This window comes from Kitasatospora sp. NPDC059648 (assembly GCF_042734825.1).
Taxonomy (GTDB): Bacteria; Actinomycetota; Actinomycetes; order Streptomycetales; family Streptomycetaceae; genus Kitasatospora.
In genome coordinates, this window is record NZ_JBHWDU010000023.1 from 1 (window position 1) to 26,353 (window position 26,353).

24 protein-coding genes are annotated in these 26,353 nt (G+C 72.8%); 17 read left to right on the plus strand and 7 right to left on the minus strand.

Annotated features, from left to right (window positions below; genetic code table 11):
- Nucleotides 1-71 precede the first annotated feature (71 nt).
- Nucleotides 72-1,355: an MFS transporter gene (locus ACFV1W_RS16310; RefSeq protein WP_380417060.1), complete on the minus strand. Its 1,284-nt coding sequence runs from the start codon at nucleotides 1,353-1,355 to the stop codon at nucleotides 72-74.
- A 152-nt stretch (nucleotides 1,356-1,507) separates the two neighbouring features.
- Here ACFV1W_RS16310 and ACFV1W_RS16315 point away from each other — a divergent pair, with 152 nt between their 5' ends.
- Complete coding sequence (locus tag ACFV1W_RS16315) at nucleotides 1,508-1,891, plus strand: ArsR/SmtB family transcription factor (protein WP_380417063.1); 384 nt, start codon at nucleotides 1,508-1,510, stop codon at nucleotides 1,889-1,891.
- 147 nt (nucleotides 1,892-2,038) lie between these two features.
- A complete protein-coding gene (locus ACFV1W_RS16320; RefSeq protein WP_380417065.1) occupies nucleotides 2,039-2,617 on the plus strand; it encodes a dienelactone hydrolase family protein in 579 nt (192 codons plus the stop codon).
- Nucleotides 2,618-2,686: 69 nt separating this feature from the next.
- Here ACFV1W_RS16320 and ACFV1W_RS16325 read toward each other — a convergent pair whose 3' ends face one another.
- The gene (locus tag ACFV1W_RS16325) at nucleotides 2,687-3,160 is read right to left on the minus strand and encodes an Lrp/AsnC family transcriptional regulator (RefSeq protein ID WP_380417068.1); all 474 of its coding nucleotides are present in this window, start codon (nucleotides 3,158-3,160) and stop codon (nucleotides 2,687-2,689) included.
- 93 nt (nucleotides 3,161-3,253) lie between these two features.
- Here ACFV1W_RS16325 and ACFV1W_RS16330 point away from each other — a divergent pair, with 93 nt between their 5' ends.
- The 3 genes from ACFV1W_RS16330 (at nucleotide 3,254) to ACFV1W_RS16340 (ending at nucleotide 5,532) form a co-directional block, all read left to right on the plus strand.
- Nucleotides 3,254-4,069, plus strand: a complete 816-nt coding sequence (locus ACFV1W_RS16330) for an LLM class flavin-dependent oxidoreductase (protein ID WP_380417070.1) — start codon at nucleotides 3,254-3,256, stop codon at nucleotides 4,067-4,069.
- A complete protein-coding gene (locus ACFV1W_RS16335) occupies nucleotides 4,066-4,503 on the plus strand; it encodes a nucleoside deaminase (protein WP_380417073.1) in 438 nt (145 codons plus the stop codon). Before ACFV1W_RS16330 ends, ACFV1W_RS16335 begins: the two co-directional genes overlap by 4 nt.
- 135 nt (nucleotides 4,504-4,638) lie before the next feature.
- On the plus strand, nucleotides 4,639-5,532 hold the full coding sequence (locus ACFV1W_RS16340; RefSeq protein ID WP_380417075.1) for a DUF2268 domain-containing protein: 894 nt from the start codon (nucleotides 4,639-4,641) through the stop codon (nucleotides 5,530-5,532).
- A gap of 177 nt (nucleotides 5,533-5,709) precedes the next feature.
- Here the strand turns inward: ACFV1W_RS16340 and ACFV1W_RS16345 are convergent, their stop codons facing one another.
- The gene (locus ACFV1W_RS16345) at nucleotides 5,710-7,911 is read right to left on the minus strand and encodes a transglycosylase domain-containing protein (RefSeq protein WP_380417077.1); all 2,202 of its coding nucleotides are present in this window, start codon (nucleotides 7,909-7,911) and stop codon (nucleotides 5,710-5,712) included.
- Between the two features lie 277 nt (nucleotides 7,912-8,188).
- On the opposite strand from ACFV1W_RS16345, the gene ACFV1W_RS16350 reads away from it, so the two are divergent.
- The gene (locus ACFV1W_RS16350; protein ID WP_380417079.1) at nucleotides 8,189-8,998 is read left to right on the plus strand and encodes a hypothetical protein; all 810 of its coding nucleotides are present in this window, start codon (nucleotides 8,189-8,191) and stop codon (nucleotides 8,996-8,998) included.
- Between the two features lie 138 nt (nucleotides 8,999-9,136).
- The gene (gene dnaE, locus ACFV1W_RS16355; protein ID WP_380417082.1) at nucleotides 9,137-12,670 is read left to right on the plus strand and encodes a DNA polymerase III subunit alpha; all 3,534 of its coding nucleotides are present in this window, start codon (nucleotides 9,137-9,139) and stop codon (nucleotides 12,668-12,670) included.
- A gap of 51 nt (nucleotides 12,671-12,721) precedes the next feature.
- Here the strand turns inward: dnaE and ACFV1W_RS16360 are convergent, their stop codons facing one another.
- Complete coding sequence (locus tag ACFV1W_RS16360; RefSeq protein WP_380417084.1) at nucleotides 12,722-13,609, minus strand: LysR family transcriptional regulator; 888 nt, start codon at nucleotides 13,607-13,609, stop codon at nucleotides 12,722-12,724.
- A 72-nt stretch (nucleotides 13,610-13,681) separates the two neighbouring features.
- Between ACFV1W_RS16360 and ACFV1W_RS16365 the strand changes: the two genes are divergently transcribed.
- The 6 genes from ACFV1W_RS16365 (at nucleotide 13,682) to ACFV1W_RS16390 (ending at nucleotide 20,041) form a co-directional block, all read left to right on the plus strand.
- Entirely contained in the window at nucleotides 13,682-14,569 is an 888-nt protein-coding gene (locus ACFV1W_RS16365) for a dihydrodipicolinate synthase family protein (RefSeq protein ID WP_380417086.1), read from the plus strand.
- 124 nt (nucleotides 14,570-14,693) lie between these two features.
- Nucleotides 14,694-15,740: an aspartate-semialdehyde dehydrogenase gene (locus tag ACFV1W_RS16370; protein ID WP_380417088.1), complete on the plus strand. Its 1,047-nt coding sequence runs from the start codon at nucleotides 14,694-14,696 to the stop codon at nucleotides 15,738-15,740.
- A gap of 250 nt (nucleotides 15,741-15,990) precedes the next feature.
- Nucleotides 15,991-17,292 (plus strand): NYN domain-containing protein, encoded by a 1,302-nt coding sequence (locus ACFV1W_RS16375; protein ID WP_380417091.1) that lies wholly within the window; start codon nucleotides 15,991-15,993, stop codon nucleotides 17,290-17,292.
- A gap of 90 nt (nucleotides 17,293-17,382) precedes the next feature.
- Nucleotides 17,383-18,381, plus strand: a complete 999-nt coding sequence (locus ACFV1W_RS16380; protein ID WP_380417094.1) for an ABC transporter ATP-binding protein — start codon at nucleotides 17,383-17,385, stop codon at nucleotides 18,379-18,381.
- Nucleotides 18,378-19,187 (plus strand): ABC transporter permease, encoded by an 810-nt coding sequence (locus ACFV1W_RS16385; RefSeq protein ID WP_380417097.1) that lies wholly within the window; start codon nucleotides 18,378-18,380, stop codon nucleotides 19,185-19,187. The genes ACFV1W_RS16380 and ACFV1W_RS16385 overlap by 4 nt, the downstream gene beginning before the upstream one ends.
- A gap of 65 nt (nucleotides 19,188-19,252) precedes the next feature.
- A complete protein-coding gene (locus ACFV1W_RS16390) occupies nucleotides 19,253-20,041 on the plus strand; it encodes a hypothetical protein (RefSeq protein ID WP_380417099.1) in 789 nt (262 codons plus the stop codon).
- Nucleotides 20,042-20,132: 91 nt separating this feature from the next.
- Here the strand turns inward: ACFV1W_RS16390 and ybaK are convergent, their stop codons facing one another.
- Genes ybaK through ACFV1W_RS16405 form a run of 3 tightly spaced genes read right to left on the minus strand, consistent with a single transcriptional unit; the run spans nucleotide 20,133 to nucleotide 23,020 of the window.
- Nucleotides 20,133-20,627 (minus strand): Cys-tRNA(Pro) deacylase, encoded by a 495-nt coding sequence (gene ybaK, locus ACFV1W_RS16395; protein WP_380417101.1) that lies wholly within the window; start codon nucleotides 20,625-20,627, stop codon nucleotides 20,133-20,135.
- A 26-nt stretch (nucleotides 20,628-20,653) separates the two neighbouring features.
- Nucleotides 20,654-21,382, minus strand: coding sequence for an LON peptidase substrate-binding domain-containing protein (locus tag ACFV1W_RS16400; protein WP_380417102.1), 729 nt, complete (start codon nucleotides 21,380-21,382; stop codon nucleotides 20,654-20,656).
- Between the two features lie 60 nt (nucleotides 21,383-21,442).
- Nucleotides 21,443-23,020: an oxidoreductase gene (locus ACFV1W_RS16405; RefSeq protein ID WP_380417103.1), complete on the minus strand. Its 1,578-nt coding sequence runs from the start codon at nucleotides 23,018-23,020 to the stop codon at nucleotides 21,443-21,445.
- A 91-nt stretch (nucleotides 23,021-23,111) separates the two neighbouring features.
- On the opposite strand from ACFV1W_RS16405, the gene hisD reads away from it, so the two are divergent.
- Genes hisD through ACFV1W_RS16425 form a run of 4 tightly spaced genes read left to right on the plus strand, consistent with a single transcriptional unit; the run spans nucleotide 23,112 to nucleotide 26,350 of the window.
- On the plus strand, nucleotides 23,112-24,419 hold the full coding sequence (gene hisD, locus ACFV1W_RS16410; protein WP_380417104.1) for a histidinol dehydrogenase: 1,308 nt from the start codon (nucleotides 23,112-23,114) through the stop codon (nucleotides 24,417-24,419).
- Nucleotides 24,416-25,600 carry a histidinol-phosphate transaminase gene (locus ACFV1W_RS16415; RefSeq protein ID WP_380417106.1) on the plus strand — a complete coding sequence of 395 codons (1,185 nt, stop codon included), beginning with the start codon at nucleotides 24,416-24,418 and terminating at the stop codon, nucleotides 25,598-25,600. The genes hisD and ACFV1W_RS16415 overlap by 4 nt, the downstream gene beginning before the upstream one ends.
- Nucleotides 25,601-25,607: 7 nt before the next feature.
- Complete coding sequence (gene hisB / locus ACFV1W_RS16420) at nucleotides 25,608-26,201, plus strand: imidazoleglycerol-phosphate dehydratase HisB (protein WP_380417108.1); 594 nt, start codon at nucleotides 25,608-25,610, stop codon at nucleotides 26,199-26,201.
- Nucleotides 26,198-26,350 (plus strand): hypothetical protein, encoded by a 153-nt coding sequence (locus ACFV1W_RS16425; RefSeq protein ID WP_380417226.1) that lies wholly within the window; start codon nucleotides 26,198-26,200, stop codon nucleotides 26,348-26,350. The genes hisB and ACFV1W_RS16425 overlap by 4 nt, the downstream gene beginning before the upstream one ends.
- Nucleotides 26,351-26,353 lie beyond the last annotated feature (3 nt).

The window sequence follows — 26,353 nt, forward strand, 5'->3', positions numbered from 1 at the left end:
GTGCACGACTGGTGCACCGATCCCCGGCCGCGCCGCTCCGGCGGCGGTCCGGGTCTGCGGAGGGCGGCCCGTCAGGCCGGGTCCGCCACCTCGCGACCGGCGGCGAGGACCACCAGGCCGCCGAGGGCGGCGAGGCCCAGCAGGACGCCGGCGAAGACGGTGGCGCCGCTGGTCAGGCCCACCGCGTCGCTGAGGTATCCGGCCGAGACGGGCAGCAGGCCGGCCGGGACGTAACCGCCCACGTTGAGCGCGGCGTTGGCCTCGGCGAGGCGCTGCGGCGGGATGCCCGCGTTGAGCAGCGACAGCCCGCCGAGCTGGCCCATGCCCTGGCCGGCGCCGGCCAGCAGGGCGGCGAGGATGAGCACCGCCGCCGCCTCGGTGCGCACGGCGGCGGCCAGGGTGGCCATGCTCAGCGCGGTGGCCGCCGCGCCGGCGGTCAGGATGGTGCGGCGGCGCAGCTTCTGGACGGCGAACTGCACCCCGGTCGCGGCGAGGAACATCGCGAACGCCATGGCGCCGGCGACGATCCGGTCGGTGGTGCCGAGCAGGCCGGACAGCAGCGAGGGCCCGAGCGAGAGCACGAACGAGGTGGCGGTGATGCCGGGCGCGAACACCGCGATTCCCAGGGCGAGTTGGCGGCCGTTGCCGCGCGGGACGCCGGGCACCCGGACCCAGGGGCCCCGGCCGCGGCCCTCGGGGCGGCGCACCGGCATCCGCAGGACGACCAGCACCGCGCTGGCCAGGACCGCGGCCTCGACGACGAAGACGGTGGTGGTCGGTGCGGGCGCCAGCTCGGAGAGCACTCCGGCGAGCAGTGGGCCGAGCCCGGCGCCGAAGACCATCGCGCAGGAGGCCAGCAGGGCGGCGGTCCGCTTGCGCTCGGGGCCGGCCACGTCGGTGACCGCGGCCATCCCGGCGGAGACCACGGCGCCGACCGCGATGCCGGTGAACAGCCGCGCCACGATCAGCGCGGTGACGCCGGCGGCCGTCCCGAAGACCAGGCAGGCGGCAAGGCCGAGCGCCAGGGCGGGCAGGAGGACGGGTTTGCGGCCGAGCCGGTCGGAGGCCACGCCGGAAACCAGCAGCGAGCCGATCAGGCCGACGATGTAGAAGGCGAAGACCACGGTCAGGGTGCCCTTGGAGAAGCCGATGTCGTGCTGCCACAGCACGTACAGGGGGGTGGCGGCGTTGGAGAGCACGAAGACGGCGGTGACCGGCCAGGCGGCCAGCCAGATCCACCACAGGGGGGCGCTGGCGGTGGCCGGTGCGGTGGCCGGTGTGGTGGCCGGTGCGGTGGCGCGCTGGTCCGGGGCCGGTGCGGCGGGCTGGACGGGGGCGGTCCGGGTCGCGGGCATGACTGTTCCCTCCCGAGGTGCGCTGCGGGGCCGCAGCAGTACGAGTCGAGTCGAACTTAGCATGCAGTACGATTGGAGTCGTACTGATTGTTGATGCCGAGTCACGGCGCCTGGGCGTTGTGAAAGCCGTGGAAACGTGAGGAGTTGAGGAGATGACCAGGCCTGTGACCACGACCGGTGCGCCCGCCGTGAAGGTGCTCCCCGAGCCGTCCGACCTGCCCGCGCCGCTGCCCGAGCCAGGCGTCGACGAGCTGCGGCTGGAGACCGTCCTCGGTGCGCTCAGCGACCCGCTGCGGCTGACCATCGTCCGCAAACTGCTGCTGGAGTCCGAGGACTTCGACCACTCCTGCGGCTGGTTCGGGCTCAACCGGCCCAAGTCCTCGCTCACCCACCACTTCAAGGCGCTGCGGGAAGCGGGGATCACCCGGCAGCGCCAGTACGGGCTGGAGCGGCGCAGCCACGTGCGGGTCGAGGACCTCGATGCCCGCTTCCCCGGGCTGCTCGGCCTGGTGGCCGCCTGGACCCCGCAGGGCTGACCCGCCCCGCCGCGGGCGTCGCTTCGGGGCGCCGGTGCGGTCGCGGGGTGCCCGCGCGGCTTCGGCTGCCAGCGCGGCGTGCCTCCGGGGCGGGGTGCGGGATCATGGGTGGGTATCCCTGACCTCGTTTGCCGAAGGACCCCGACCGTGGCCCAGATCGTCCTCTTCCACTCCGCGCACGGCCTGAGCCCGGCCGTGCACGGCGCCGCCGACCGGCTGCGCGCCGCCGGGCACACCGTGCACACGCCGGACCTGTTCGAGGGCCGCACCTTCGACGACTCCGAGGCCTCCCGGGCCTACCAGGAGGAGGCCGGCGGCGGGGACGAGCTGCTGCGGCGCGCGGTGGCCGCCTCCGCCCCGCTGTCCGAGGGCGGGCTGGTGTACGCCGGGATCGGGCTCGGCGGCGCGATCGCGCAGAACCTGGCGCTGGCGGACGAGAAGGCGCGCGGACTGCTGCTCCTGCACGGCACCTCGGACCTGCGCGAGGACGCGGTGACCGGCGTCCCGGTGCAGCTGCACATGGCGGAGCCGGACCCGTACGAGCCGGAGGACTGGTTGAACGCGTGGTACCTGCGGATGCGGCGGGCGGGTGCGGAGGTCGAGGTGCACCGCTACCAGGGCGCCGGGCACCTGTTCACCGACCCGGACCTGGACGACTACGACGCGGAGGCGGCGGAGCGGGCCTGGGCGGCGGCGCTGGACTTCCTGGCGGACCTGGAGGAGTAGCGGGGGACGGCTGCGGGTCTGCGCCGGGGCCCGGCCGCCGGGTTCGGCCGGCCTCTTGCGGCCGGGCCCTCACCGCCGGGCCCTCACGGCGGGCTCGTGCGGCCGGGCCGGACCGCGGCGGGGGAGGGTCTGGCTGTAGACGACGCTGGTGGTGGTGGAGCCGAAGCCGGCCAGGGAGTCGACCAGGGTCTCCAGGTGCTCCATGGAGGTCGCGGCGATCTTGAGGGTGTAGCAGTCGTCGCCGGTGGTGCGCAGGCACTCCAGGATCTCGCGGCGCCGGGCGAGCAGCTCGTGCAGCGGCTGGTGGCGGTTGCCCGGGTACTTCAGCCGGACGACGGCGAGCACCGGGTAGCCGACCTTGGCCAGGTCGACGGTGGCGTGGTAGCCGGTGATGACGCCCAGCGACTCCAGGTTCCGCACCCGCTCGGTGGTGGCGGAGGGGCTCAGGTTGACGCGTCGGCCCAGCTCGCTGAGGGAGATCCGGGCCTCCTGCTGGAGCTGCTCGATGATCGCCCAGTCGGTCTCGTCGAGATTCACGGTCATCCGGCGACATTACCGCGAGATCCGTGGCGAACGGCGGCTTCCACCGGGAGGATCGGGTTCCGTGCGCGATGCGCCCGGGAATAGCCTCGTGGCATGCAACTTGGCGTCAACGTACCGAACTTCGGGCCCGGAACCGACCCCGGCCTGCTGCGCGACTGGGCGTGGGTGGTCGAGGGTCTCGGGTTCGACCTGCTGATGGTGTCCGACCACGTCGTCGTGACGGCGGACGTGGCCGAGCGCTACCCGGAACCCTTCTACGACCCCTTCGCGACGCTGTCCTGGCTCGCGGGAGTGAGCGACGGGCGGCTGCGGCTGGGTACGACCGTCCTGGTGCTGCCGTACCGGAACGCGCTGCTGGTGGCGCGGATGGCCAGCAGCCTGCACCGGCTCAGCGGCGGTCAGTTCGTGCTCGGCGTCGGCGTCGGCTGGGCGCGGCAGGAGTTCGAGGCGCTCGGAGTACCGTTCGGTGCGCGGGGGCGGCTGACGGACGAGTACCTGCGGGCCGTACGGGAGGCCTGGGCGAAGCAGGGCGAGGGCGCCGCCGCCCCCGTGTGGGTCGGCGGCCACAGCGCGGCGGCGATCCGACGGGCGGTGGAGTTCGGTGACGCCTGGCACCCGCTGCGGCTGCCCGTGGACCGGATGCGGGCGGTGCTGGAGAACCACGACCTGCCCGGCTTCGCGCCGCGGATCGCGCTGCGGCTGACGGACGAACCGGTGCACGACGCGGACCGGCCCGCCGGGGTCGGTGACCTGGACCAGGTCCTGGCAGACCTGCGGGAACTGCGCGGACTCGGGGCCGAGGCCGTGGTGCTGGACCCGTACCACGCCGACCCGGAGGAGACCCGCCGGCCCGAGACCGCGTGGCGGGCGCTGACGGCGGTGTCCGAGGCCTGGAGGAGGGCATCGTGATCACGCAGGCTGACGAGGCGCTGCTGCGCCGTGCGATCGGGATCGCCGCGCGGGCCGTGGAACTCGGCGACGCACCGTACGGCTCGCTGCTGGCCGGAGCGGACGGGACGGTGCTGGCCGAGGCGCACAACACCGTCCGGCGGGACGACGACATCACGGCGCACCCGGAGCTCAAGCTCGCCCGCTGGGCCGCCCGGGCGCTCGACGGGGAGGCGGCCGCGCGGACCACGCTGTACACCAGCTGCCAGCCGTGCGGCATGTGCGCGGGGGCGCTGGTCCGCTCGGGCATCGGGCGGGTGGTGTACGCGCTGGCGACCGAGCAACTGGTCGAACTCAACCCGGCTTCGGGCGCGTGGCCGGTGGTGGCGCACGACGGGCCGGCGCTGTTCGACGAGGCGAGGGGGCCGATCGAGGCGTACTACCGGGAGGGCTGAGCGCGGTCCGCCGTCACCGGATGACACCGCCGCCGCGCGGGAAGTCGACCACAGGGCCGGCTCGGTGGGCCACTGCTTGCCCTGCGGGGGCGGGAGTTGACCCTCACGTGACGTGAGGTCCTACCGTCTCGGGGCATGGAGATCGTGGTTCATGACACGGCGAGCGCGATGCTCGAACTGCTGCGGCGACCGGTCGGCGAGCGGGCCGACGCGTTGCGGGAGGTGTACCGGCCGCTGGAGGACGTGATGTCCCGGGTGATGGGGCCGGTGGACCTGGTGGCGATGCACCAGGCGATGGGAAGCGGCTTCCGGCTCGACCGGGACGACGAGCGGTACCTGCCCGCGGTGCGGCGGATGCAGGAGGAGGGGGTGTGGAGCAGGGTCGAGGAGTCGGTCCGGGCCGCGTGGCAGCGGATCGACGCCGCGGTGCCGGGCGTGCGGCACGCCGACACGGTGCACGTGGTGCTGGTGCTCGGCAACCCGGACGACGAGCACCTGACCGTCCGCAGCGGCGGCTACTTCGGGATGGGCGGGATCCCCGGGGCGATCCAGCTGGTGATGTGGCCGACCGGCACGAGCCTGGCGAAGATCGGGCACGCCGCGGCGCACGAGGTCCACCACAACGTGCGGTACGCCAACGTGGTGTGGGACCCGGCGACGGTCACCGTCGGGGAGCAGGTCGTGGCGGAGGGCCTGGCCGAGGCCTTCGTGCGGGAGCTGGCGGGGGAGGACGCCCTGGGCCCGTGGTCGACGACGCTCACCGGCCCCGAGCTGGACGGCGCGTACGAGCGGATCACGGCGGCGATCGACGTCGCGGGGATGGGGAAGCTGCCGCCGTACGTCTTCGGGGACGCGACCGCGCTGCGGATGGGGCACGAGCCGGTCGGGCTGCCGGACTTCGCCGGGTACGGGGCCGGGCTGCGGATCGCCGACGCGCACCTGGCGGCCTCGGGGCTGACCGCCGCGCAGAGCGTGGCGCTGCCGGTGGGCGAGGTCCTGGCCAACGCGGGGGTGCCGACCGGGGCGTGAGGGGGAGACGGGTCGGTCGGCGGGGCGCGCGAGGGGACGCCCCGCCGGTCGGCCCGGGCCTGAGCGCCGGAGGCGTGAGCACCGGGGCTGCAGGCCCGGGCCCGGGCGCTTCGCCAGTGCTTCACCCCCGCCGGGCCGGTGCTCGGCGGGGGTGAAGTGCCGTGGGGGTGGGGCCGGTCAGTGCGGGGAGCCGGAGGGGGTGGTGCTCGGGGCGTCGGTGGTGCTTCCGGTGGTGCTCGGGTCGGGCTTGGTGACCGGGTCGGGGATGTCGGCCATCGGCAGGGACTTCTTGGGCGTGCCGCGCAGGGCTCCGTTCATGGCGTCCCGCCAGATCGGGCCGGGGCCGTCGGCGCCGAACACCTCGGTGCGGGTGTGCCCGTTGATGCTGATGTTGCGCATCTCGACGCCGCCGGCCGGGCCGCCGAGCCAGACGGCGGTGGCCAGCTGCGGGGTGTAGCCGTTGAACCAGGCGGCCCGCTTGTGGTCCGAGGTGCCGGTCTTGCCGGCGATCTGCCGGTTGTCCTCCAGGTGGAGCGTCGCGCCGGTGCCGCCGTTCTCGGTCACGCCGTTCAGGACGGTGTTCATCTCCTGTGCCGTCGTCTCGGAGAAGGCCTTCTCGCAGCGGCCGGCCGGGACGGGGACGTCCTTGCCGTCGACGGTGGTGATCCTGTTGATGGCGATCGGGGCGCAGTGGGTGCCCTCGGCGGCGAAGGTGGCGTACACGCTCGCCATGGTCAGCGGGCTCATCTCCTCCACGCCCAGGGCCATCGCGGGGACCTCCTCCAGCGGTTTGCCGCTGGCCTTGGCGGTGATGCCGAGCTTGTTGGCCATCTGCTTGACCGCGCAGAGGCCGATCTCCTGCTCCATCTCGACGAAGTAGGTGTTGACCGACAGGGCCATCGCCTGCTTCAGCTGGTACGGGCCCTTCTCGCTCGCCGACTCGTTGGGCACCATGGTCCTGGGCCTGCCCTCGTTGCGCCAAGTGCCCTCGCAGGTCTTCATGGTCGGGTACTCCATCGTGTTCGGCGCCTTGTACTCCTGGGTCGGCGGCAGGCCCGCCTCCAGCGCCGCGGCCGCGACGACCGGCTTGAAGGTGGAGCCGGGCTGGAAGCCGTTGCCGCCGCCCATCGCGGCGTCGACGTTGAGGTTGACGACGGTCTGGTTCCTGGTCGTGTCCAGGCCGTACGGGCGGGTCTGGGCCATGGCGAGGATCTTGCCGGTGCCCGGTTCGACCATGCTGGCGGCGGCGGAGACGGTGTCGGTGACCAGCACGTTGCTGCTCACCGCGTTCTGGGCGGCGGCCTGCTTGTCCGGGTCCAGCGTGGTGTAGATGTTCAGGCCGCCGGTGTCCCACAGCTTCTTGCGGTCGTCGGCGGACTTGCCGAAGGCCGGGTCCTGCTTGACCACGTGGCGGACGTAGTCGCAGAAGAAGCCCATGCCGGCCTGGGCGGTGATGCAGCCGTTCTGCGGGTCCTTGTACTTCAGACCCAGCGGGGCGGCCTTCGCCTCCTTCGCCTGGTCGGCGGTGATGTGCTTGTTCTCCAGCATCTTGTCGATGACGGTGTCCCGGCGCTTCTGCGCGGCCTGCGGGTGCAGCTTCGGGTCGTACTGCGACGGGTTCTGGACCAGGCCGGCGAGGGTGGCGGCCTCGGCGACGGTCAGGTCCTTGTTGCTCTTGCCGAAGTAGCGCTGGGAGGCGGCCTCCACGCCGTAGGCGCCGTTCCCGTAGTACGTGATGTTGAGGTAGTTGGTGAGGATCTGGTCCTTGGTCAGGTCCTCCTCCAGCTTGATCGCGACCTTGAGCTCCTGGATCTTGCGGCCCAGGGTCTTGCGCTGGGCCTCCAGGACCGCGTCCTTGTTGTCGCCGGCCTTCTCCACGTTGACGTTCTTCACGTACTGCTGGGTGAGGGTGGAGGCGCCCTGGGCGGCGGTGCCACTCTCCGCGTTCTTGCCCAGTGCGCGGAGGACACCCTTGAGGTCGACTGCGCCGTGCTCGTAGAACCGGGCGTCCTCGATGTCGACCTGGGCGTGCCGCATGTACGGAGACATCTGGTCCGGGGCGAGGACGGTGCGGTCGCGTTCGTAGACCTTCGCGATCAGGCCGCCCTTGGCGTCGAAGATCTGGGTCGCCTGGGTGAGGGGCGGGGTCCTGAAATCGTCGGGAATGTCGTCGAAGCCCTCCGCCGTGCTCTTGGCGGTCAGTCCGATGCCACCGGCGACGGGCAGGGCGAGGCCCGCCAGCAGCACGCCGGACACCACACTCACACCCACGAACGTCGCACCGGAGCGGGCCAGCCGGAGCGGCTGCCTGCGGGGCGGGCGGGGCTCGGCGGCGGTGCCGTCGGAGGAATTCCGTATCGGAGAGGGATTCGATTTCATTTCGGAATGCTAACCGTTGGTCCTTGCGGGGCGAACGGTTTTTCGGTCGCGAGTGTCACGGGTTTGCAACAGGTGCGGAAGTGCGATTCGAAGCAGTTGGATGTATGCGAACTGAATGAATTCAGGGGAATCTGGAATTCTGCTGGATCCGCACTCGCCGAGGCCCCCGCGCCGAGTGCGTCGCCCCTCCCCTTCCGTGGCCCGACATCACGTTGATGCGGTGAGCGGGGCGAAACGTTGCACCGGGGCTGACGGCGGGCTGGGGCACGATGGGGGCGTGGCAGAGCGGAGATGCGAGTACGCACCGGCGGGGTCGCTGCCGGGGTTGTTGCAGCGCGGGCGGGGCCTGGGCGCGCTGATGGCGGCGGAGGATCCGGGGGCGGCTGCCGAGCTGGTGTACGGGTGCGTCCGCTGGGAGTGGCGTTGGGATCCGCAGGCTGATGAGCGGGACGTCTATCTCGCCCGGCTGATCCGGGATCTGGAGTTGCCGCTCGGGCCGGTGGTCGAGGTGCTGTCCGGGAGCGAGGCCGCCCGCGGGCGGGCCACCCGGGTGCTGGAGCTGTTGGCGCTCGGCGGTTCGGTGGAAGCCCGGGAGGCGCTGGGGGCGCCCGCCGCGGGAGAGCGCGAAGGGGCTGGGGAGTGTTCGGCGGCGGAGGGCCTCGTTCCGGTGCCGGTCGAGCGCGGCGGGGAGCGGGACGTCGCGGCTCTCGTCGCCGAGCTGGAGCAGGGCTGGGTGGACCGGGCCTGGTGCGGCCCGATGCGCCTGGCGCGCGAGTTGTCGCGGTTCGGTCCCGAGGCGGCGGGCGCGGTCTCGCTGCTGCGCCGGTTCTGGTTGCAGACGCCCCACTCGTCCGAGCGGCCCGCGTACCTGGAGGCGCTGGCGGCGCTGGGGTCGGCCGGAACGGCGGAGGCGTACGTCGAGTCGCTCTGGGACTGCGAGGCGGCCGCCCGTCTCCTGGGCGTCGAGCACGCCCCGGACCGGCCCGAGGTGAGGCGGCGGCTGGCGTCCCTCCGGGACGATCCGATCGAGGAGCCGGAGGTGCGGGAGGCCGCGGGGGTGCGGCTCTCGGGGGGAGAGGCGGGCTAGAGTGGACGGGTGAACGTGTGAGTGATGGTCCGGACCCCGAGAGGTGTTCCGGGCCACATCCATTTCCAGGGGAAACTCCTGTGACCCGCACGTTCGCCGGCCCACCAGAACAGCACCAGAGCCTTCGGAGGCCCCGCCTTGAGCGACCAGCCGTTCGCGCATCTGCACGTCCACACCGAGTACTCGATGCTGGACGGTGCTGCCCGGCTGAAGCAGATGTTCAAGGAGGTCGAGCGGCTGGGCCAGACCCATGTCGCGATGACCGACCACGGGAACATGTACGGCGCCGCCGAGTTCCACAAGCAGGCGACCGCCGCGGGGATCACCCCGGTGATCGGCATCGAGGCGTACGTCGCGCCCGAGTCCCGGTCGAACACCAAGCGCATCCTGTGGGGCCAGCCGCACCAGAAGAAGGACGACGTCTCGGCGTCCGGTGCGTACACCCACAAGACCATCTGGGCCCGGAACAAGGAGGGCCTGCACAACCTCTTCAAGCTGACCTCGCGCTCGTACGCCGAGGGCTGGCTGGTGAAGTGGCCCCGGATGGACAAGGAGCTGATCTCCGAGCTGTCCGGCGGCCTGATGGCCACCACCGGCTGCCCGTCGGGCGAGGTGCAGACCCGGCTGAGGCTGGGACAGTTCGACGAGGCCGTGAAGGCCGCCGCGGACTACCAGGACATCTTCGGCAAGGAGAACTACTTCCTGGAGCTGATGGACCACGGCCTCGACATCGAGAAGCGGGTCCGCGACGGACTGCTGGAGATCAGCAAGAAGCTGAACATCCCCCCGGTGGTCACCAACGACTCGCACTACACCACCGAGGCCGACGCCGCCGCCCACGACCTGCTGCTCTGCGTGCAGACCGGCAAGAACCTCTCGGACCCGGACCGCTTCCGCTTCGACGGCACCGGCTACTACATCAAGTCCGCCGCCGAGATGTACGCGCTGGACTCCTCGGACGCCTGGCAGGAGGGCTGCCGCAACAGCCAGCTGCTGGTCGCCTCCCGGGTCGACACCGAGGGCATGTTCCAGTTCAAGAACCTGATGCCCCGCTTCCCGATCCCGGAGGGCTTCGAGTCCGAGGCGGACTTCTTCAAGTCCAAGGTCTGGGAGGGCATGGACTGGCGCTTCCCGAACGGGTACGACGAGGAGCACAGGAAGCTCGCCGAGTACGAGATGGACACCATCATCCAGATGGGGTTCCCGGCGTACTTCCTCGTGGTCGCCGACTTCATCATGTGGGCCAAGAGCCAGGGCATCGCGGTGGGCCCCGGCCGTGGTTCGGCGGCCGGCTCGCTGGTCGCGTACGCGATGGGCATCACCGACCTCGACCCCATCCCGCACGGCCTGATCTTCGAGCGCTTCCTCAACCCCGAGCGCATCTCCATGCCCGACGTCGACATCGACTTCGACGAGCGCCGGCGCGGTGACGTGATCCGCTACGTGACCGAGAAGTGGGGATCCGACAAGGTCGCCATGATCGTCACGTACGGCACCATCAAGGCGAAGGCCGCCATCAAGGACTCCTCCCGGGTCCTCGGCTACCCGTACGCGATGGGCGACCGGATCACCAAGGCGATGCCGCCGGACGTCATGGGCAAGGGCATCCCGCTGTCCGGCATCACGGATCCGAGCCACCCGCGCTACAGCGAGGCGGGCGAGATCCGCGGGCTGTACGAGAACGACCCGGACGTGCGGAAGGTCATCGACACCGCGCGCGGCATCGAGGGCCTGATCCGCCAGCCCGGCGTGCACGCGGCCGGCGTCATCATGTCCGCGGAGCCGCTGACCGACCACATCCCGGTCTGGACCCGGCACACCGACGGCGTCACCATCACGCAGTTCGACTACCCCACCTGTGAGGGCCTCGGCCTTCTCAAGATGGACTTCCTCGGCCTGCGCAACCTGACGATCATGGACGACGCCGTCAAGGCGATCGAGAAGAACAAGGGCATCAAGATCAACCTTCTTGAGCTGCCCCTGGACGACAAGCCCACGTACGAACTCCTCGCCCGCGGCGACACGCTGGGTGTGTTCCAGCTCGACGGCGGGCCGATGCGCTCGCTGCTGCGGCTGATGAAGCCCGACAACTTCGAGGACATCTCCGCCGTCCTCGCGCTGTACCGACCGGGCCCGATGGGCGTCAACTCCCACACGAACTACGCGCTGCGCAAGAACGGGCAGCAGGAGATCACCCCGATCCACCCGGAGCTGGAGAAGCCCCTGGAGGAGGTGCTCCGGCCCACCTACGGCCTGATCGTCTACCAGGAGCAGGTGCAGAAGGCCGCGCAGATCCTGGCCGGCTACTCGCTCGGCCAGGCGGACCTGCTGCGCCGCGCGATGGGCAAGAAGAAGAAGGAGATCCTGGAGGCGGAGTTCGTCCCCTTCCAGAAGGGCTGCCGCGAGCGCGGCTACTCCGACGCGGCCATCCAGGCGGTGTGGGACGTCCTGGTGCCCTTCTCCGGCTACGCGTTCAACAAGGCGCACACCGCCGGGTACGGGCTGGTCTCGTACTGGACGGCGTACCTCAAGGCCAACTACCCGGCCGAGTACATGTCCGGGCTGCTCACCTCCGTCAAGGACGACAAGGACAAGTCGGCGGTCTACCTCAACGAGTGCCGCAAGATGGGCATCCAGGTGCTGCCGCCGGACGTCAACGAGTCGGACTCCGACTTCACGCCGCACGGCAGCGACACCGTCCGGTTCGGCCTGACCGCCATCCGCAACGTCGGCGGGCCGGTCGTCGAGTCGATGATCCGCACCCGGAAGGCCAAGGGGAAGTTCAGCTCCTTCCCGGACTTCCTGGAGAAGGTGGAGTCCGTGGTCTGCAACAAGCGGACCGTCGAATCGCTGATCAAGGCCGGGGCGTTCGACTCGCTCGGGCACACCCGCAAGGGCCTGAGCGCGCAGTTCGAGCCGATGATCGACAACGTCGTCGGGGTGAAGCGCAAGGAGGCCGAGGGGCAGTTCGACCTCTTCGGCGGCGACGCCACCTCGGACGAGCCCGGCTTCGGGCTGGACGTCGTCTTCTCCGAGGAGGAGTGGGAGAAGTCCTTCCTGCTCACCCAGGAGCGGGAGATGCTCGGCCTGTACGTCTCCTCGCACCCGCTGCACGGCATCGAGCACGTGCTCGCCGACAAGTCGGACTGCGCGGTCGCCGACCTCGCCGACCGGCCGGACGGCACGATCGTCACCATCGGCGGCATCATCTCCGGCCTCCAGCGGAAGATGACCAAGCAGGGCAACGCCTGGGCGATCGCCACCGTCGAGGACCTGGCGGGCTCCATCGACTGCATGTTCTTCCCGGCCAGCTACCAGCTGGTCTCCTCCCAACTGGTCGAGGACGCCGTGGTGTTCGTGCGCGGCAAGCTCGACAAGCGGGAGGACGTGCCGCGGCTGATGGGCATGGAGCTGTCCGTCCCGGACCTGTCGAACGCCCACGCCGAGGCGCCGATCACCATCAACATCCCGAGCGGGAAGGTCACCCCGCCGCTGGTCGCCCGGCTCAGCGAGGTGCTGACCCACCACAAGGGCACCACCGAGGTGCGGGTGCGGCTGGAGGGCCGCACCAAGACGACGGTGCTGCGGCTGGACCGGCACCGGGTGAAGTCGGACCCGGCCCTGTTCGGTGACCTGAAGCAGCTGCTCGGGCCGAGCTGCCTGGCCGGCTAGCGGGTGGGGAAGGGGCCCGGGGGCTGCGCGCGCCCCGGGCCCCTCGGGTGTTCAGGCGCCGCTGCCGAGGCCCGGGGGGACGGCCGTGTGCAGGGCCGAGACGAAGGCGGAGATGGCCGGGTGGGAGCCCGCCCCCGCCCGGAAGGCGGCGCGGGTGCGGCGGTACATCGGCAGGCGGGTGAGGACCACGCCGGGCGGGGGCTGGGCGGTGCCGAGGTGCGGGACCAGGGCGACGCCCTGTCCCGCCGCGACCAGGGCGAGCACGGTGGTGAAGTCGTCGATCTGGTGCCGGATCCGGGGAGCGAAGCCGACGGCCTCGCAGGCCCGTACGGCCATGGTGTGGCAGAGGGTGCCGGGCGGGGACGTGATCCACGGCGCGCCGCGCTGCTCGGCGACCGTCCCCGGGGTGCGGGCGGCCAGGTACATCGGCTCGGTGAAGACCGGGCGGGTCACCGCGAGGCCCGGTTCCGGCTCGGCCGGGACGAGGTCGTACTCGTGGACCAGCGCCACGTCCAGCTCGCCCGCGCGCAGCGCCGCGCCGACGCCCGCCGGGTCGACCTCGGTGACCATCGGCTCCAGCGCCGGGTGCCAGGCGGCCAGGCCGCCGAGCACCGCCGGGATGATCGCGCGGGCCGCCGAGGGGTAGGTGCCGATCCGCAGCGGGCCGGCCAGTCCCCGCCTGGCGTGGGCGAGTTCCGCACCCGCCTGCTCCAGCAGGGCGAGCACGGACTCGGCGTGGCGGACCAGGCCCAGCCCGGCCGGGGTGAGGGCGACCCGCCGCCCGGTGCGCTCCAGCAGCGGGACGCCGGCCTCCTTCTCCAGGACGGACAGCTGCTGGGAGACCGCCGAGGGGCTGAAGGACAGCGCCTCGGCGACGGCCGCGATGGTGCCGAGGTGGGCGAGTTCGCGCAGCAGGCGCAGGCGTCGGACGTCGAGCATCGGCTCAGCTTACGAGAAGCGTCGGAAATGTGAACTGGACCTGGGTGATCAGCGGGCCGCAGGATCAATGGCATGGAACTCAAGGGCATCTACGTCCCCCTGATCACCCCCTTCACCGCCGACGGCGGCGTCGCCCTCGACGCGCTGGAGAAGCTCGCGTACGAGGTCCTGGACGCCGGGGCGGCCGGCCTGGTCGCGCTCGGCACCACCGGCGAGCCCGCCGCACTGACCGCCGAGGAACGGGACGCGGTGGTGGACGTCACCGCGGCCGTCTGCGCGGACCGCGGGGCACAGCTGGTCGTGGGTGCCTCCGGCGGCGACACCCGGGCCGTCGGCGAGGCGCTGGCCGCGCTCGGCGAGCGGGTGCCGGGGGCGGCGGCGCTGGTCACCACGCCGGCCTTCGTCCGGGCGGGGGAGGCCGGGACGGTCGCCCACTTCGGGGCGCTGGCCGCGAGCAGCCCGCTGCCGCTGGTCGTCTACCACATCCCCTACCGCACCGGTCAGCAGCTCTCCACCGCCGCGGTGCGCGAACTGGCCGCGATCGAGGGCGTGGTGGGCGTCAAGTACGCGACCGGCGGACTGGACCAGTCGGCCGCCGAGCTGCTCGCCGACACCCCGGCCGGGTTCGCGGTGCTGACCGGTGAGGACGCGTTCCTGGCACCGATGCTGGCGCTCGGCGCGGCGGGCGGCATCCTGGCCTCCGCGCACCTCGCGACCGGCCGGTTCGTCGAGCTGTACGAGGCCTGGCGGGCCGGGGAGGTCGAGCGGGCCCGGGCGCTGGGGCACCGGCTGACCGCGCTGGCCCTGTCCGCCTTCACGGCGCCCAACCCGGCGGTGACCAAGGGCGTGCTGCACGCCCAGGGCCGGATCCCGACCCCGGACGTGCGGTTGCCGCTGCTGCCGGCCGGGGAAGCAGAGGTCGCGGCCGCGCTGGCCCTCGCAGGCGGTCTGGACCACTAAGACCGGACCCGGGGCCGTCCGGGGGCCCTCTCACAGCGTGGAACAGAAGGCCACCCGGCCCGCATGACAAGGCATGATGGGCAGAGTGCGGCGGTAGTCAGCACTATTCAGAGGAGTAGTCGGAATGAAGATCGGCATTGTCGGGGCCACCGGCCAGGTCGGCGGCGTGGTCCGCGAGATCCTGGCTGAGCGCGCTGGACTTCCTGGTGGAATCGGCCCGGTGGAGCAGCTGCGGCTGTTCGCCTCGGCCCGTTCGGCCGGGCGCACGCTGCCCTGGCAGGGCACCGAGGTCACCGTCGAGGACGCGGCCACGGCCGACTACACCGGCCTGGACATCGTGATCTTCTCGGCAGGCGGCTCCACCTCCAAGGCCCTGGCTCCCAAGGTTGCCGCGGCCGGTGCCGTCGTCATCGACAACTCCTCCGCCTGGCGCCGCGACCCCGAGGTCCCGCTGGTCGTCTCCGAGGTCAACCCGGAGGCCGTCGCCGACCGGCCCAAGGGCATCATCGCCAACCCCAACTGCACCACCATGGCCGCCATGCCCGTGCTGCGCCCGCTGCACGAGGAGGCGGGGCTCGCCGCCCTGGTCGTCTCCACCTACCAGGCCGTCTCCGGCAGCGGCGTGGCCGGGGTGGCCGAGCTGCAGGAGCAGGCCGCCAAGGTCGTGGACGGTGCCTCCGCGCTCGCCCACGACGGCTCCGCGGTCGAGTTCCCCGAGCCCAAGGTCTACCAGCGGCCGATCGCCTTCAACGTGGTGCCGCTGGCCGGCTCCGTCGTCGAGGACGGCTCCAACGAGACCGACGAGGAGCAGAAGCTGCGCCACGAGAGCCGCAAGATCCTCGGGATCCCCGCGCTCAAGGTCGCGGGCACCTGCGTGCGCGTCCCGGTCTTCTCCGGCCACTCGCTGCAGATCAACGCCCGCTTCGAGCGCCCGATCAGCCCCGAGCGGGCCGTCGAGCTGCTCACCGGCGCCCCCGGCGTCGAGCTGTCCGAGATCCCCACCCCGCTCCAGGCGGCCGGTCGGGACCCGAGCTACGTCGGCCGCATCCGGGTCGACGAGACCGTGGAGAACGGCCTGTCGCTGTTCGTCTCCAACGACAACCTGCGCAAGGGCGCCGCGCTCAACGCCGTCCAGCTGGCCGAGCTGGTCGCGAAGGAGCTCAGGGGCTGACCCGGGTCGACCCCGCGTGACGTTTGGCGGGCCCCGTCGTTGAACGGGGCCCGCCTTCGTGTCCCTTTGCGACTCGTTGGGGCGGCTGTTGCGGGACCGGGACATCCCCCGAGGTTCGGCGCTCGAACCGTGGGGAAAAGGTGACCCAACGATCGGGCGGTCACGGGGGCCCCTCACCCCACACGTTCGGACGACGGGCGGACCGCCCACCCAGACCGACCTTCGAGGGCGAGCGAAAAGAGGTGCGCAGATGGACCGCTGTGTCGTCCTGGTGGATGCCGGGTACCTGTTGGGCGCCGCCGCCAGCCTGCTCGCCGGTGACCCCTCCCGCTCCAAGGTCACCGTCAACCACACCGCGCTGATCAGCGCCCTGCGGGAACGCGCCGAGGCCGAGACCGGGTTGCCCCTGCTGCGGATCTACTGGTTCGACGCGGCCCCCGACCGCCGCCCGATGCCCGAGCACCGGCGGCTGCGCGTGCTGCCCCGGGTCACCGTACGGTTGGGCGCCCTCACCCGGGCCGAGGGGCGCTGGGTGCAGAAGGGCGTGGACGCCGCGATGCACGCCGAGCTCTCCGAACTCGCCCGCAACCGGGCCTGCGCCGACGTCGTGCTGATCACCGGCGACGGCGACCTGCTGCCCGGGATGATGACCGCCAAGGAGCACGGCGTGGCCGTGCACCTGTGGGCGCTGCAGGCCGCCGACGGTGACTTCAACCAGTCCGAGGACCTGGTCGGCGAGGCCGACGAACGGCGGGTGCTGGACCGCGAGTGGATCGAGGCGTCCTTCTCGCTGCGCGACCACTCCACCGTGTTCCCCGCCCCCGGCGCGGGCGGCGCCCGGCAGGAGATCGCCAAGATCCTCGCCGCCCCGCCCGCGTCCCTGCCCAGCGTGGTGCCCCCGGTCGTACGGCCGGCCGCCGCGGCGGTGCCCGAGGAGCCCGCCCCCGACGGGCGGCCGCAGCCGGCGGCGGCGCTGCGGGTGGTGCCCACCCCCAAGGACCTCGCCGGGCGGGTCTCGGCCGTCACCCCGATCAGTCCGGCGGCGGCCCTGAGCGGTGGCGGGCACGCCAACGGGCACGCCAACGGCCACGCGGCGGGCGGCCAGTCGGCCAACGGCCACGCCGTGGGCGGCCCGGTGCTGCGCTGGTCCTCCGACCGGGGCTGGGTCGACCGGCCCGCCCCCGAGCCCTCCGTCACCGCCGGGGACGGCCTGCCGACGCTGGCCCAGCTGACCACCGCCGAACAGCGCTGGGCCGACCGGGAGGAGGACATCACCACCATCGGTGGTGACGCCCACGAGGTCGGCCAGGTCTTCGCCCGGCGCTGGAGCGAGCGGCTCGGCGACCCCGAACGGCTCACCGTGCTCTGGCCCGACTACCCCCGCATCCCGCACCGGGTCGACGGTGAGCTGCTGCGCTACGCGGCCCGCTTCGGGCTGCTCGCGCACAAGGACGACCAGATCGACGAACACGACCGCTACGCCATCCGGGCGGGCTTCTGGAAGGAACTCGCGCTCCGGGTGCCGGGCGGCTCGATGGTGGTGGACGACTGACCGCCGGCGGCGCCGCGCCGCTCGGCCAGGGGGCCTGCGACCAGGCCCCCTTGTCCGGTTCGCCCGTGTGAGCGCGTAAAGTCTCCGGTCGTGAACGAGACGGCCGGGCCAGCACCCCAGGACACCCCGCCGTGCGTCGCCGTACGCGACCTGGTCAGGACCTACCGCAGTGGGCGCGGCGCCGCCGCCACCGAGATCCGGGCCAACGACGGGATCAGCCTGACCGTCCGGCAGGGCGAGATCTTCGGGCTGCTCGGACCGAACGGCGCCGGGAAGTCCACCCTGGTCCGCCAGCTCACCGGGTTGCTGCGGCCGGACTCCGGGACGGTCGAACTGCTCGGGCACGACATCGTCCGCCACCCCGAGCGGGCCGCCCGGCTGCTCGGCTACCTCGGGCAGGAGTCCACCGCGCTGGACGAACTGACCGTCGCCCTGGCCGCCGAGACCACCGGGCGGCTGCGCGGGCTCGGCCGCTCCGCGGCGCGTGCCGCGGCGGCTGACGTCCTCACCGAACTCGGACTGGAACCGATCGCGGCCCGGCCGCTCGCCAAGCTGTCCGGCGGCCAGCGGCGGCTCGCCTGCTTCGCGGCCACCCTGGTCGGGGACCGGCCGCTGCTCGTCCTGGACGAGCCCACCACGGGCATGGACCCGGTGGCCCGGCGGGCCGTCTGGTCGGCCGTCGACCGGCGGCGGGCCGAGCACGGCACGACGGTGCTGCTGGTCACCCACAACGTGATCGAGGCCGAGACCGTGCTCGACCGGGTCGCCGTGGTGGACGAGGGCCGGGTCATCGCCTGCGACACGCCAGGCGGGCTCAAGGCACTGGTGGACGGCGACGTCCGGCTGGACCTGGTGTGGCGGGACGAGGCGCCGGTCGGCGTGCCCGCCGTCGCCGAGCTCGCCGAACGGGCCGAGCGCACCGGGCGCCGCTGGACCGTCCGCACCACCCCGGAGCAGGCCCGCGAACTGGTCGCCGCCGTCACCACCGGCCCGGCCTTCGCCGCCCTCGACGACTTCACCCTCGCCACCCCGAGCCTTGAGGACGCCTACCTCAAGCTGGGCGGCCGCCACGGAGGACTGGCCAAGTGACGCTGCTCTCGGTGCCCCCGCAGGCCCGCCGGTCCGCCGTCTCCCCGGCACCGCTCGCCCCCGCGGCGCGGCTGCTGCCCGCGCTCGCCGCGGTGTACCGGGCGCAGCTCGCCCGGGCCAGGGTGGCACGCATCCCGCTGCTGTTCGTGGCGACCTTCCAGTCCGTCGGCATCCTGGTGATGATGCGGGGCGTGGTGGACGCCGGGCAGACCTCGGCGGCGCGGTCCGTGGTCGCCGGGTCCAGCGTGCTGGTGGTGGCGTTCGTCGCGCTGAACCTGCTGGCGCAGTACTTCGGGAAGCTGCGGGCCACCGGGGGCCTCGACCACTACGCGACCCTGCCGGTGCCGGCCGCCTCGGTGGTGCTCGGCGCGGCCGCCGCGTACGCCTCCTTCACCCTGCCCGGGACGCTCGTCACGGCGGGCATCGGCGCGGTCATGTTCGGGCTGCCGCTCGGCCAGCTGTGGGTGCTGCTCGCCGTCGTGCCGCTGGCCGGGGCCGCGCTGTCCGGGCTCGGCGCAGCCTGCGGGCTGCTGGCGCCCCGGCAGGAGATCGCGACCATGCTCGGGCAGCTCGGCATGTCGGCGGCCCTGCTGCTCGGCGTCCTGCCCGTCGACCACCTGCCGCAGCCGGTGCTGTGGCTGCGCGACCTGCTGCCCTCGACGTACGGGGTCGAGGCCTTCGCGCGGACCTTCGTGCCGCGCCCGGACTGGGGCATGGTGCTCGCCGACCTCGGGGTCTGCGCGGCGGTCGGCGTGGTGTCGCTGGCCCTGGCCACCTGGGCGTACCGGCGGGCGGTCGCGCGGTAGCGGACCGTCGGTGCCCGCTCGGGTGGGTGGGCCGTCCGGACGGCCGTCGTGAAACGATGGGGCCTGTGACCGTACCGAACACACCTCCGGAACCCGCCCGCGCCGACGCGGCGGCCGAGCCGGGCGCCGCACCCGACCCGTTCGCACCGCCGCCGGTCTCCGACGGGGAACCGCCCGCCGGCCTGCCGGCCGCCCCGCCCGCCGCGGAGCACCCGCTGCCGGCCGAGCTGCGGATCGGCTCCGGGGTCGTGCTCGCCTGCCTGCTGGTCGGACTGGTGATGGCCGGGCTGTGGGCCTGGCTCGCACCCAAGGTGCCGCTGGTCGTGGACGGGGACCGGATCCTCTACGTCGACCCCGAGGGCGAGCAGCGGGCCGGTGCCGACGCCGTGTTCGTGCTGGTCGGGCTGGGCGCGGGCATCCTCACGGCACTCGGTGCCTTCCTGCTGACCCGCAAGCGCGGCGGCGGGATCTCGGTCGCGCTGGGACTGGCGATCGGCGGACTGCTCGGCTCGATCGGCGCCTGGAAGCTCGGGCGCTGGCTCGGCCCCAGCGACAACCTGATCGGGGAGGCCCGGCGGGTCGGCAACGGCGGGCACTTCGACGCCGGCATCGACCTGGGCGCGCTGGGGGCGCTGCTGGTGTGGCCGATGGCGGCGATGGTGGTGCTGCTCGCGCTGTCGGCGGCGTTCGGGAAGCGGGAGGACGACCCGCCGCCGTACTGGGGGGTGCCGGCGGGCACGTACGGGCCTCCGGCGGAGGGGGTTCCTGCGGAGGAGGCTCCGGCCCAGTCGCCGGTCCAGGCCCAGGCCCCGGTGGACGCGGGGCCGGGCGCGGAGGAGCAGGGCAGGGGCTGAGTTCGCGGTGGGGCGCAGGGTCGGCGGTCGGGTACAGGCCGGGGCCCTCCGCCCGCTGTGCTTCCCGGTGTTCGCCCGTGCCCTCGGCGCGTCAGCGGGCGATCGGGGCGGTGTGGGCCCGGGTGAGGGTGATCAGGTCGGCGGGGGTCAGTTCCACCTCCAGGCCGCGGCGGCCCGCCGACACGTAGACGGTGGGGTGGGTGAGGGCGCTGGCGTCGACCACGGTGCGTAGGGGGCGGCGCTGGCCGAGGGGGGAGATGCCGCCGCGGACGTAGCCGCTGCTGCGTTCGGCGGCGGCCGGGTCGGCCATGGCGGCGCGCTTGCCGCCGACGGCGGCGGCCAGGGCCTTGAGGTCGAGCTGGCCGGCGACCGGGACCACGCCGACGGTGAGGGTGCCGTCCACGTCGGCGACCAGGGTCTTGAAGACGCGCTCGGCGGCCACTCCGAGGGCCTCGGCGGCCTCGCCGCCGTAGGAGGCGGCGGCCGGGTCGTGCTCGTAGGCGTGGACGGTGAAGGGGACGGCGGCGGTCTCCAGGGCGACGGTGGCCGGGGTGCCCTGGCCGCCCTTCTTCGGCTTCTTGGCCATGTGGCGGGTCCTGGGTCGGTCGGGCTTCAGTTGGGGCTGAAGGACTGGCGGGTGAGGTCGACAGCGGGCAGCGAGGGCAGCCAGCTGAGGACGGCGCTCTCGCGGCGCAGCAGGTCGAGTTCGGCGCGCAGCCGCTGGGCGGTGTCGGGGCAGGCGAGCAGCTGCTGCTTGACCGGGGTCTCGAACACCGAGGCGGCGGCGACCAGGTAGGAGAGCACCTGGGGGTCGTCGGGGAGCTGCTGACGGCCGTGGGTGCTGGCCTCGCGGGCCCCGGCCAGGCGCTTCTGGTAGACCCGGAAGGCCCGCTCGACCTCGGAGGCGAGGGCGCCGGAGCCCTCGCCGGGGCGTTCCTCGACCGGCTCGATCTCACCGGTCAGGTACGGCCCGGTGACGTCCACCGAGCGCAGCCGGAACCGGGTGGTTCCGGTGACCAGCAGCTCGTAGCGGCCGTCGGGCTGGGGCTGGGCGGAGGAGACGTCGGCGACGCAGCCGACGTGGTAAATGGCCTCCAGAGGATCCCCGGTGACGGTGCCGAGCCCGTCGAGCGGTCCGGCCGGGCCGTCCTCGGGCCGGACCGGGGCGACCTCGCGGCCGTCCTTGATGGCAAGCACGCCGAACCGGCGCGGCTCGTCCTCGGACTGTTCGAGCAGGTCGGCGACGAGACGGCGGTAGCGCTCCTCGAAGACGTTCAGGGGCAGCACGAGGCCCGGGTAGAGCACGGTGTTCAGCGGGAAGAGCGGCAGCCGTTCTGTCACGGCGGACAGCGTAGTTCCCCGGGGCCGGGCCTTGTCGCCCGGTTGACGCGACGGACGCGGTCAGCCGCGCTGGAGGAGTCTGCTGGCGCCCGCGACGACGGTGGACGCGAGCAGCCAGCCGATCACGACCAGGCCGGCGGCGATCCACTGGCCGGTGCCGCCGGGGTTCCAGGCGCCCTGGTTGAGGTCGACGATCGGCAGCAGCTGGTTGAGGGTGTAGAGCACCGCGTTCCAGTGCGGTTTCTCGTCGGCCTTGAGCGGGTCAGGCCGATGGGTCTCGAACCAGATGCTGCCGAGCGCCCAGGCCAGCAGCAGCCACAGGCCGGCGCGGCCGGGGCGGTAGCCGTAACCGACGGTGACGTCCTGGACCAGGCCCCAGATGCGGGCGGGCAGCGGCAGGGTCTCCCGGCGGCGGCGCTGCTTGGCGTAGAGCACCTCGCGGGCGTCGTCGTCTGCGCCGTCGCGGCGCAGGGCGGCGGCGAGCTGCTCGTAGGACTCCGGCTGGAACTCCACCGCGGAGCCCTCCAGCCAGGCGATCCGCTGCTGGACGGTGAACGGCCGCACCGGGCGCAGGTTCTCGTAGACGAAGCCGGTCAGGCCCAGGTGCCTGCCGCGGGGCCAGGCCTCCGGGACGTCGACCAGGTTGCCGACCCGGGCCCGGGAGAGCGAGACGGTGCCGGTGGGGCGCATCGAGCAGGTGAAGCGCAGTTCGGGGGTGTGGATGCGGCGCAGCGACAGCTCGTCGTCACCCTCCAGGTGGAATTCGCCGGAGATCAGGCAGGCGGCCTCGAAGCGGGCGTCGGACAGCCGGACCTGGCCGTGGGCGCGGAAGGGGGTGCTGGGGGAGCCGGGTTGCGGGTTCTCGCCGTACCCGGAGCCGTAGTAGCTGCGGGAGCCGAACCAGCCGTCGTCGGAGGAGCTGGTCAGGTAGAGGGTGTGGCCGACGACGATCCGCACGGCGTTCAGGCAGACGCGGTTCTGCGGGTCGGCGTGCAGCTGGGCGCCGCGCAACGACAGCCGGCCGCCTATTCGGGCCGTTCGGATGCTCAACTCGCCCCGGACCTCGATGCGTTCGGCCTCGAAGTCCTGGTGGACGGTCATCCCGTCGGCGGACAGCGCCCGGCCGAAGCGGTCGCAGCCGATCACCGCCAGGTTGAGCAGCAGGTCGGTGCCGATCTTGGCGTCGGTGAGGCGGATGCCCTCCGGGACCCGGCAGCGGGCCAGGTGGACGTCGCCGGTGGTGGACAGCCGGGACGCCTCGATCCGGGGGACCAGGCAGTCGACCATGCGGATGGTGCTGGCCTCGGCCTCCGAGATCAGGACCTTGTGCTCGAAGCGGCAGCCGTGCAGCTCGACGTACTGCCGGATCCGGCCGCCGGCCAGGTTGAGCGCGCCGGTGACCGTCACCCCGTTCATCCGCAGCGACGCGACACGCCCGGGCGCCGCGTCCGGGCCCGCCAGCAGCAGGTGGGCGAGCGCCTCGGCGCTGACCGTCCGCCCGGGCCCCCACGGGGTGTCCCCGAAGGGGTCGTCGATGTCGGATCGGCCACTGCGGCGGTCGAATACATCCCCTTGGCGGAAGGCCTCCCAGAGTTCCCGCTCGGTGTCGGTCCAGCCGTCTGGAGCGCGATCCGCCATGCTTTTCTCCGTCCCCCCGGTCGTCTCGCCTTTCGTATCACGGACTGAAATGCGGGACCACCTGTTCCGGCCACTCCTTACACTGGGTGGCGTGATCTCTCGAATCGACCTCCGCGGCTCGCTGGACGACCCGCGTGACCTGCTGCCCCGTGCCGAGTTCGACGTGGCGGCCGCCCTGGAGAAGGTGCGGCCGATCGCGGAGGACGTACGCCATCGCGGTGTCGCGGCGCTGATCGAGATCACCGAGCGCTTCGACGGCGTCCGGCTGGAGTCCACCCGTGTCCCGGCCGAGCAGCTGACCGCCGCCCTGGAGACCCTGGACCCGCGGGTGCGGGCCGCGCTGGAGGAGTCGATCCGCCGGGCCCGGGCCGTGCACGCCGACCAGCGCCGCACCGGGCACACCACCCAGGTGGTGCCGGGCGGCACGGTCACCCAGCGCTGGGTGCCGGTCGAGCGGGTCGGCCTGTACGTGCCGGGCGGGCTGGCGGTCTACCCGTCCTCCGTGGTGATGAACGTGGTGCCGGCCCAGGAGGCGGGCGTCAAGGGTATCGCGGTGACCTCGCCGCCGCAGAAGGAGTTCGGCGGCCGGGTCCACCCCACGATCCTGGCGGCCTGCGCGCTGCTCGGCGTGGACGAGGTCTACTCCGTCGGCGGCGCCCAGGCGGTGGCGATGTTCGCCCTCGGCACCGAGGAGTGCGCGCCGGTCGACATGGTCACCGGCCCGGGCAACATCTACGTGGCCGCCGCCAAGCGGCTGTTCGCCGGCCGGATCGGCATCGACTCCGAGGCCGGCCCGACCGAGATCGCCGTCCTCGCCGACGACAGCGCGCTGGCGAGCGACGTCGCCGCCGATCTGATCAGCCAGGCCGAGCACGGCCCGACCTCCGGCTCGGTGCTGGTCACCGACTCCCCGGAGCTGGCCGACGCGGTCGACGCCGAGCTGGCCGTGCAGGTCGCCAAGACCAAGCACGGCGAGCGGGTGGCCGAGGCGCTGGGCGGCCGGCAGTCCGGCATCATCCTGGTCGACGACCTCACCCAGGGCCTCGCCGTGGTCAACGCGTACGCGGCCGAGCACCTGGAGATCCAGACCCGCGACCCGCACGCCGTGGCGGCCCGCGTCGTCAACGCCGGCGCGATCTTCATCGGCCGCTGGACCCCGGTCTCGCTGGGCGACTACGCGGCCGGTTCCAACCACGTCCTGCCGACCGGCGGCTGCGCCTGCCACTCCTCCGGGCTGTCGGTGCAGACCTTCCTGCGCGGCGTCCAGGTCGTCGAGTACGACCGGGAGGCGCTGGCGGAGGTCGCCTCGCACGTGGTCACCCTGGCCGACGCCGAGGACCTCCCCGGTCACGGTGACGCCATCAAGGCTCGGTTCGATTGGACGGTTCCCGGCTCGTGACCGCTATTGACGACCTCCCGATCCGGGACGAGCTGCGCGGCCAGTCCCCTTACGGAGCACCGCAGTTGGACGTCCCCGTCCAGCTGAACACCAACGAGAACCCGTACCCGCTGCCCGAGGAGCTGGTCGCCCGGATCGCCGAGCGGGTCGCCGTGGCCGCCCGTGGGCTGAACCGCTACCCCGACCGGGACGCGGTCGAGCTGCGCGAGGGCTTGGCCGCCTACCTGACCCGCACCACCGGCCACCCGGTCGCGCGCGAGCAGGTGTGGGCCGCCAACGGCTCCAACGAAGTCCTCCAGCAGCTGCTGCAGACCTTCGGCGGCCCGGGCCGCACCGCCCTCGGCTTCGAGCCCTCGTACTCGATGCACGCGCTGATCTCCCGCGGCACCGGCACCGCCTGGATCTCCGGCCCCCGGCGCGACGACTTCACCGTCGACGTGGACGCCGCGCTCGCCGCCATCGCCGAGCACCGGCCCCACGTGGTCTTCGTCTGCTCGCCGAACAACCCGACCGGGACGGCGGTGTCGGCCGACACCGTGCTGCGGCTGTACGAGGCCGCGCAGGCCGCCCGGCCCAGCCTGGTGGTGGTGGACGAGGCCTACGTCGAGTTCTCGCACCGCCCCTCGCTGCTGCCGCTGATCGAGGGCCGCCCCAACCTGGTGGTCAGCCGCACCATGTCGAAGGCCTTCGGCGCCGCCGGGCTGCGCCTGGGCTACCTGGCCGCCGATGCGGCCGTGGTGGACGCCGTCCAGCTGGTGCGCCTGCCGTACCACCTGTCGGCCGTCACCCAGGCCACCGCGCTGGCCTGCCTGGAGCACACCGACACCCTGCTCGGGTACGTCGGCCGCCTCAAGCAGGAGCGCGACCGGCTGGTGGACGCGCTGCGCGCGATGGGTCTGGAGGTGACGGACTCGGACGCCAACTTCGTCCAGTTCGGCCGCTTCGCCGACACCCACGCCGTCTGGCGGGCCATCCTCGACCAGGGTGTCCTGGTCCGTGACAACGGCGTCCCCGGGTGGCTGCGCGTCACCGCCGGCACGCCCGCCGAGAACGACGCCTTCCTGGACGCCGTCCGAACCGCTCTCCCTCCCTCCTTGCCCGCCATCGGACAGGAGGGGCCCAGGCCCACCCCCACCCTTGACGCAGCGCGCTCCGCGCGCGCTGCCAGGCAGGAGCTGTAACCACCCCATGGCCCGCATCGGACGCGTCGAGCGCACCACCAAGGAGACCTCCGTCCTGGTCGAGATAGACCTCGACGGCACCGGAAGGACCGACATCTCCACCGGCGTCGGGTTCTACGACCACATGCTCGACCAGCTCGGCCGCCACGGTCTGTTCGACCTCACCGTCAAGACCGACGGCGACCTGCACATCGACACCCACCACACCATCGAGGACACCGCCCTCGCGCTCGGCGCCGCCTTCAAGCAGGCGCTCGGCGACAAGGTCGGCATCTACCGCTTCGGCAACTGCACGGTGCCGCTGGACGAGTCGCTCGCCCAGGTCACCGTCGACCTCTCCGGCCGGCCCTACCTGGTGCACACCGAGCCCGAGGGCATGGCGCCGATGATCGGCAGCTACGACACCACGATGACCCGGCACATCCTGGAGTCCTTCGTGGCCCAGGCCCAGGTCGCCCTGCACGTGCACGTCCCGTACGGGCGCAACGCGCACCACGTCGTGGAGTGCCAGTTCAAGGCGCTGGCCCGGGCGCTGCGCTACGCCGCCGAACGCGACCCGCGTGCGGCCGGAATCCTCCCCTCGACCAAGGGTGCGCTGTGAGCAAGTCCACGATGATCCTCCTCTTCGTCGGCCTCTTCCTGGCCGGCGGAGTGATCTCCTTCTGGAAGCAGAAGCTGCCGAAGGGCGTCATCCTGGTGCTGGCCATCGGGTCCGTGATGTGCCTGGCCTCCGGCCTCATGCGCCTGTAGACC

Coding starts and splice junctions, on each gene's coding strand:
- ACFV1W_RS16315 (WP_380417063.1), top strand. CDS start 1,508: ATGACCAGGCCTGTGACCACGACCGGTGCGCCCGCCGTGAAGGTGCTC.
- ACFV1W_RS16340 (WP_380417075.1), top strand. CDS start 4,639: ATGGAGATCGTGGTTCATGACACGGCGAGCGCGATGCTCGAACTGCTG.
- ACFV1W_RS16365 (WP_380417086.1), top strand. CDS start 13,682: ATGGAACTCAAGGGCATCTACGTCCCCCTGATCACCCCCTTCACCGCC.
- ybaK (WP_380417101.1), bottom strand. CDS start 20,627: ATGGCCAAGAAGCCGAAGAAGGGCGGCCAGGGCACCCCGGCCACCGTC.
- ACFV1W_RS16325 (WP_380417068.1), bottom strand. CDS start 3,160: ATGACCGTGAATCTCGACGAGACCGACTGGGCGATCATCGAGCAGCTC.
- ACFV1W_RS16360 (WP_380417084.1), bottom strand. CDS start 13,609: ATGCTCGACGTCCGACGCCTGCGCCTGCTGCGCGAACTCGCCCACCTC.
- ACFV1W_RS16310 (WP_380417060.1), bottom strand. CDS start 1,355: ATGCCCGCGACCCGGACCGCCCCCGTCCAGCCCGCCGCACCGGCCCCG.
- ACFV1W_RS16330 (WP_380417070.1), top strand. CDS start 3,254: ATGCAACTTGGCGTCAACGTACCGAACTTCGGGCCCGGAACCGACCCC.
- ACFV1W_RS16345 (WP_380417077.1), bottom strand. CDS start 7,911: ATGAAATCGAATCCCTCTCCGATACGGAATTCCTCCGACGGCACCGCC.
- ACFV1W_RS16370 (WP_380417088.1), top strand. CDS start 14,694: ATGAAGATCGGCATTGTCGGGGCCACCGGCCAGGTCGGCGGCGTGGTC.
- ACFV1W_RS16375 (WP_380417091.1), top strand. CDS start 15,991: ATGGACCGCTGTGTCGTCCTGGTGGATGCCGGGTACCTGTTGGGCGCC.
- ACFV1W_RS16405 (WP_380417103.1), bottom strand. CDS start 23,020: ATGGCGGATCGCGCTCCAGACGGCTGGACCGACACCGAGCGGGAACTC.
- hisB (WP_380417108.1), top strand. CDS start 25,608: ATGGCCCGCATCGGACGCGTCGAGCGCACCACCAAGGAGACCTCCGTC.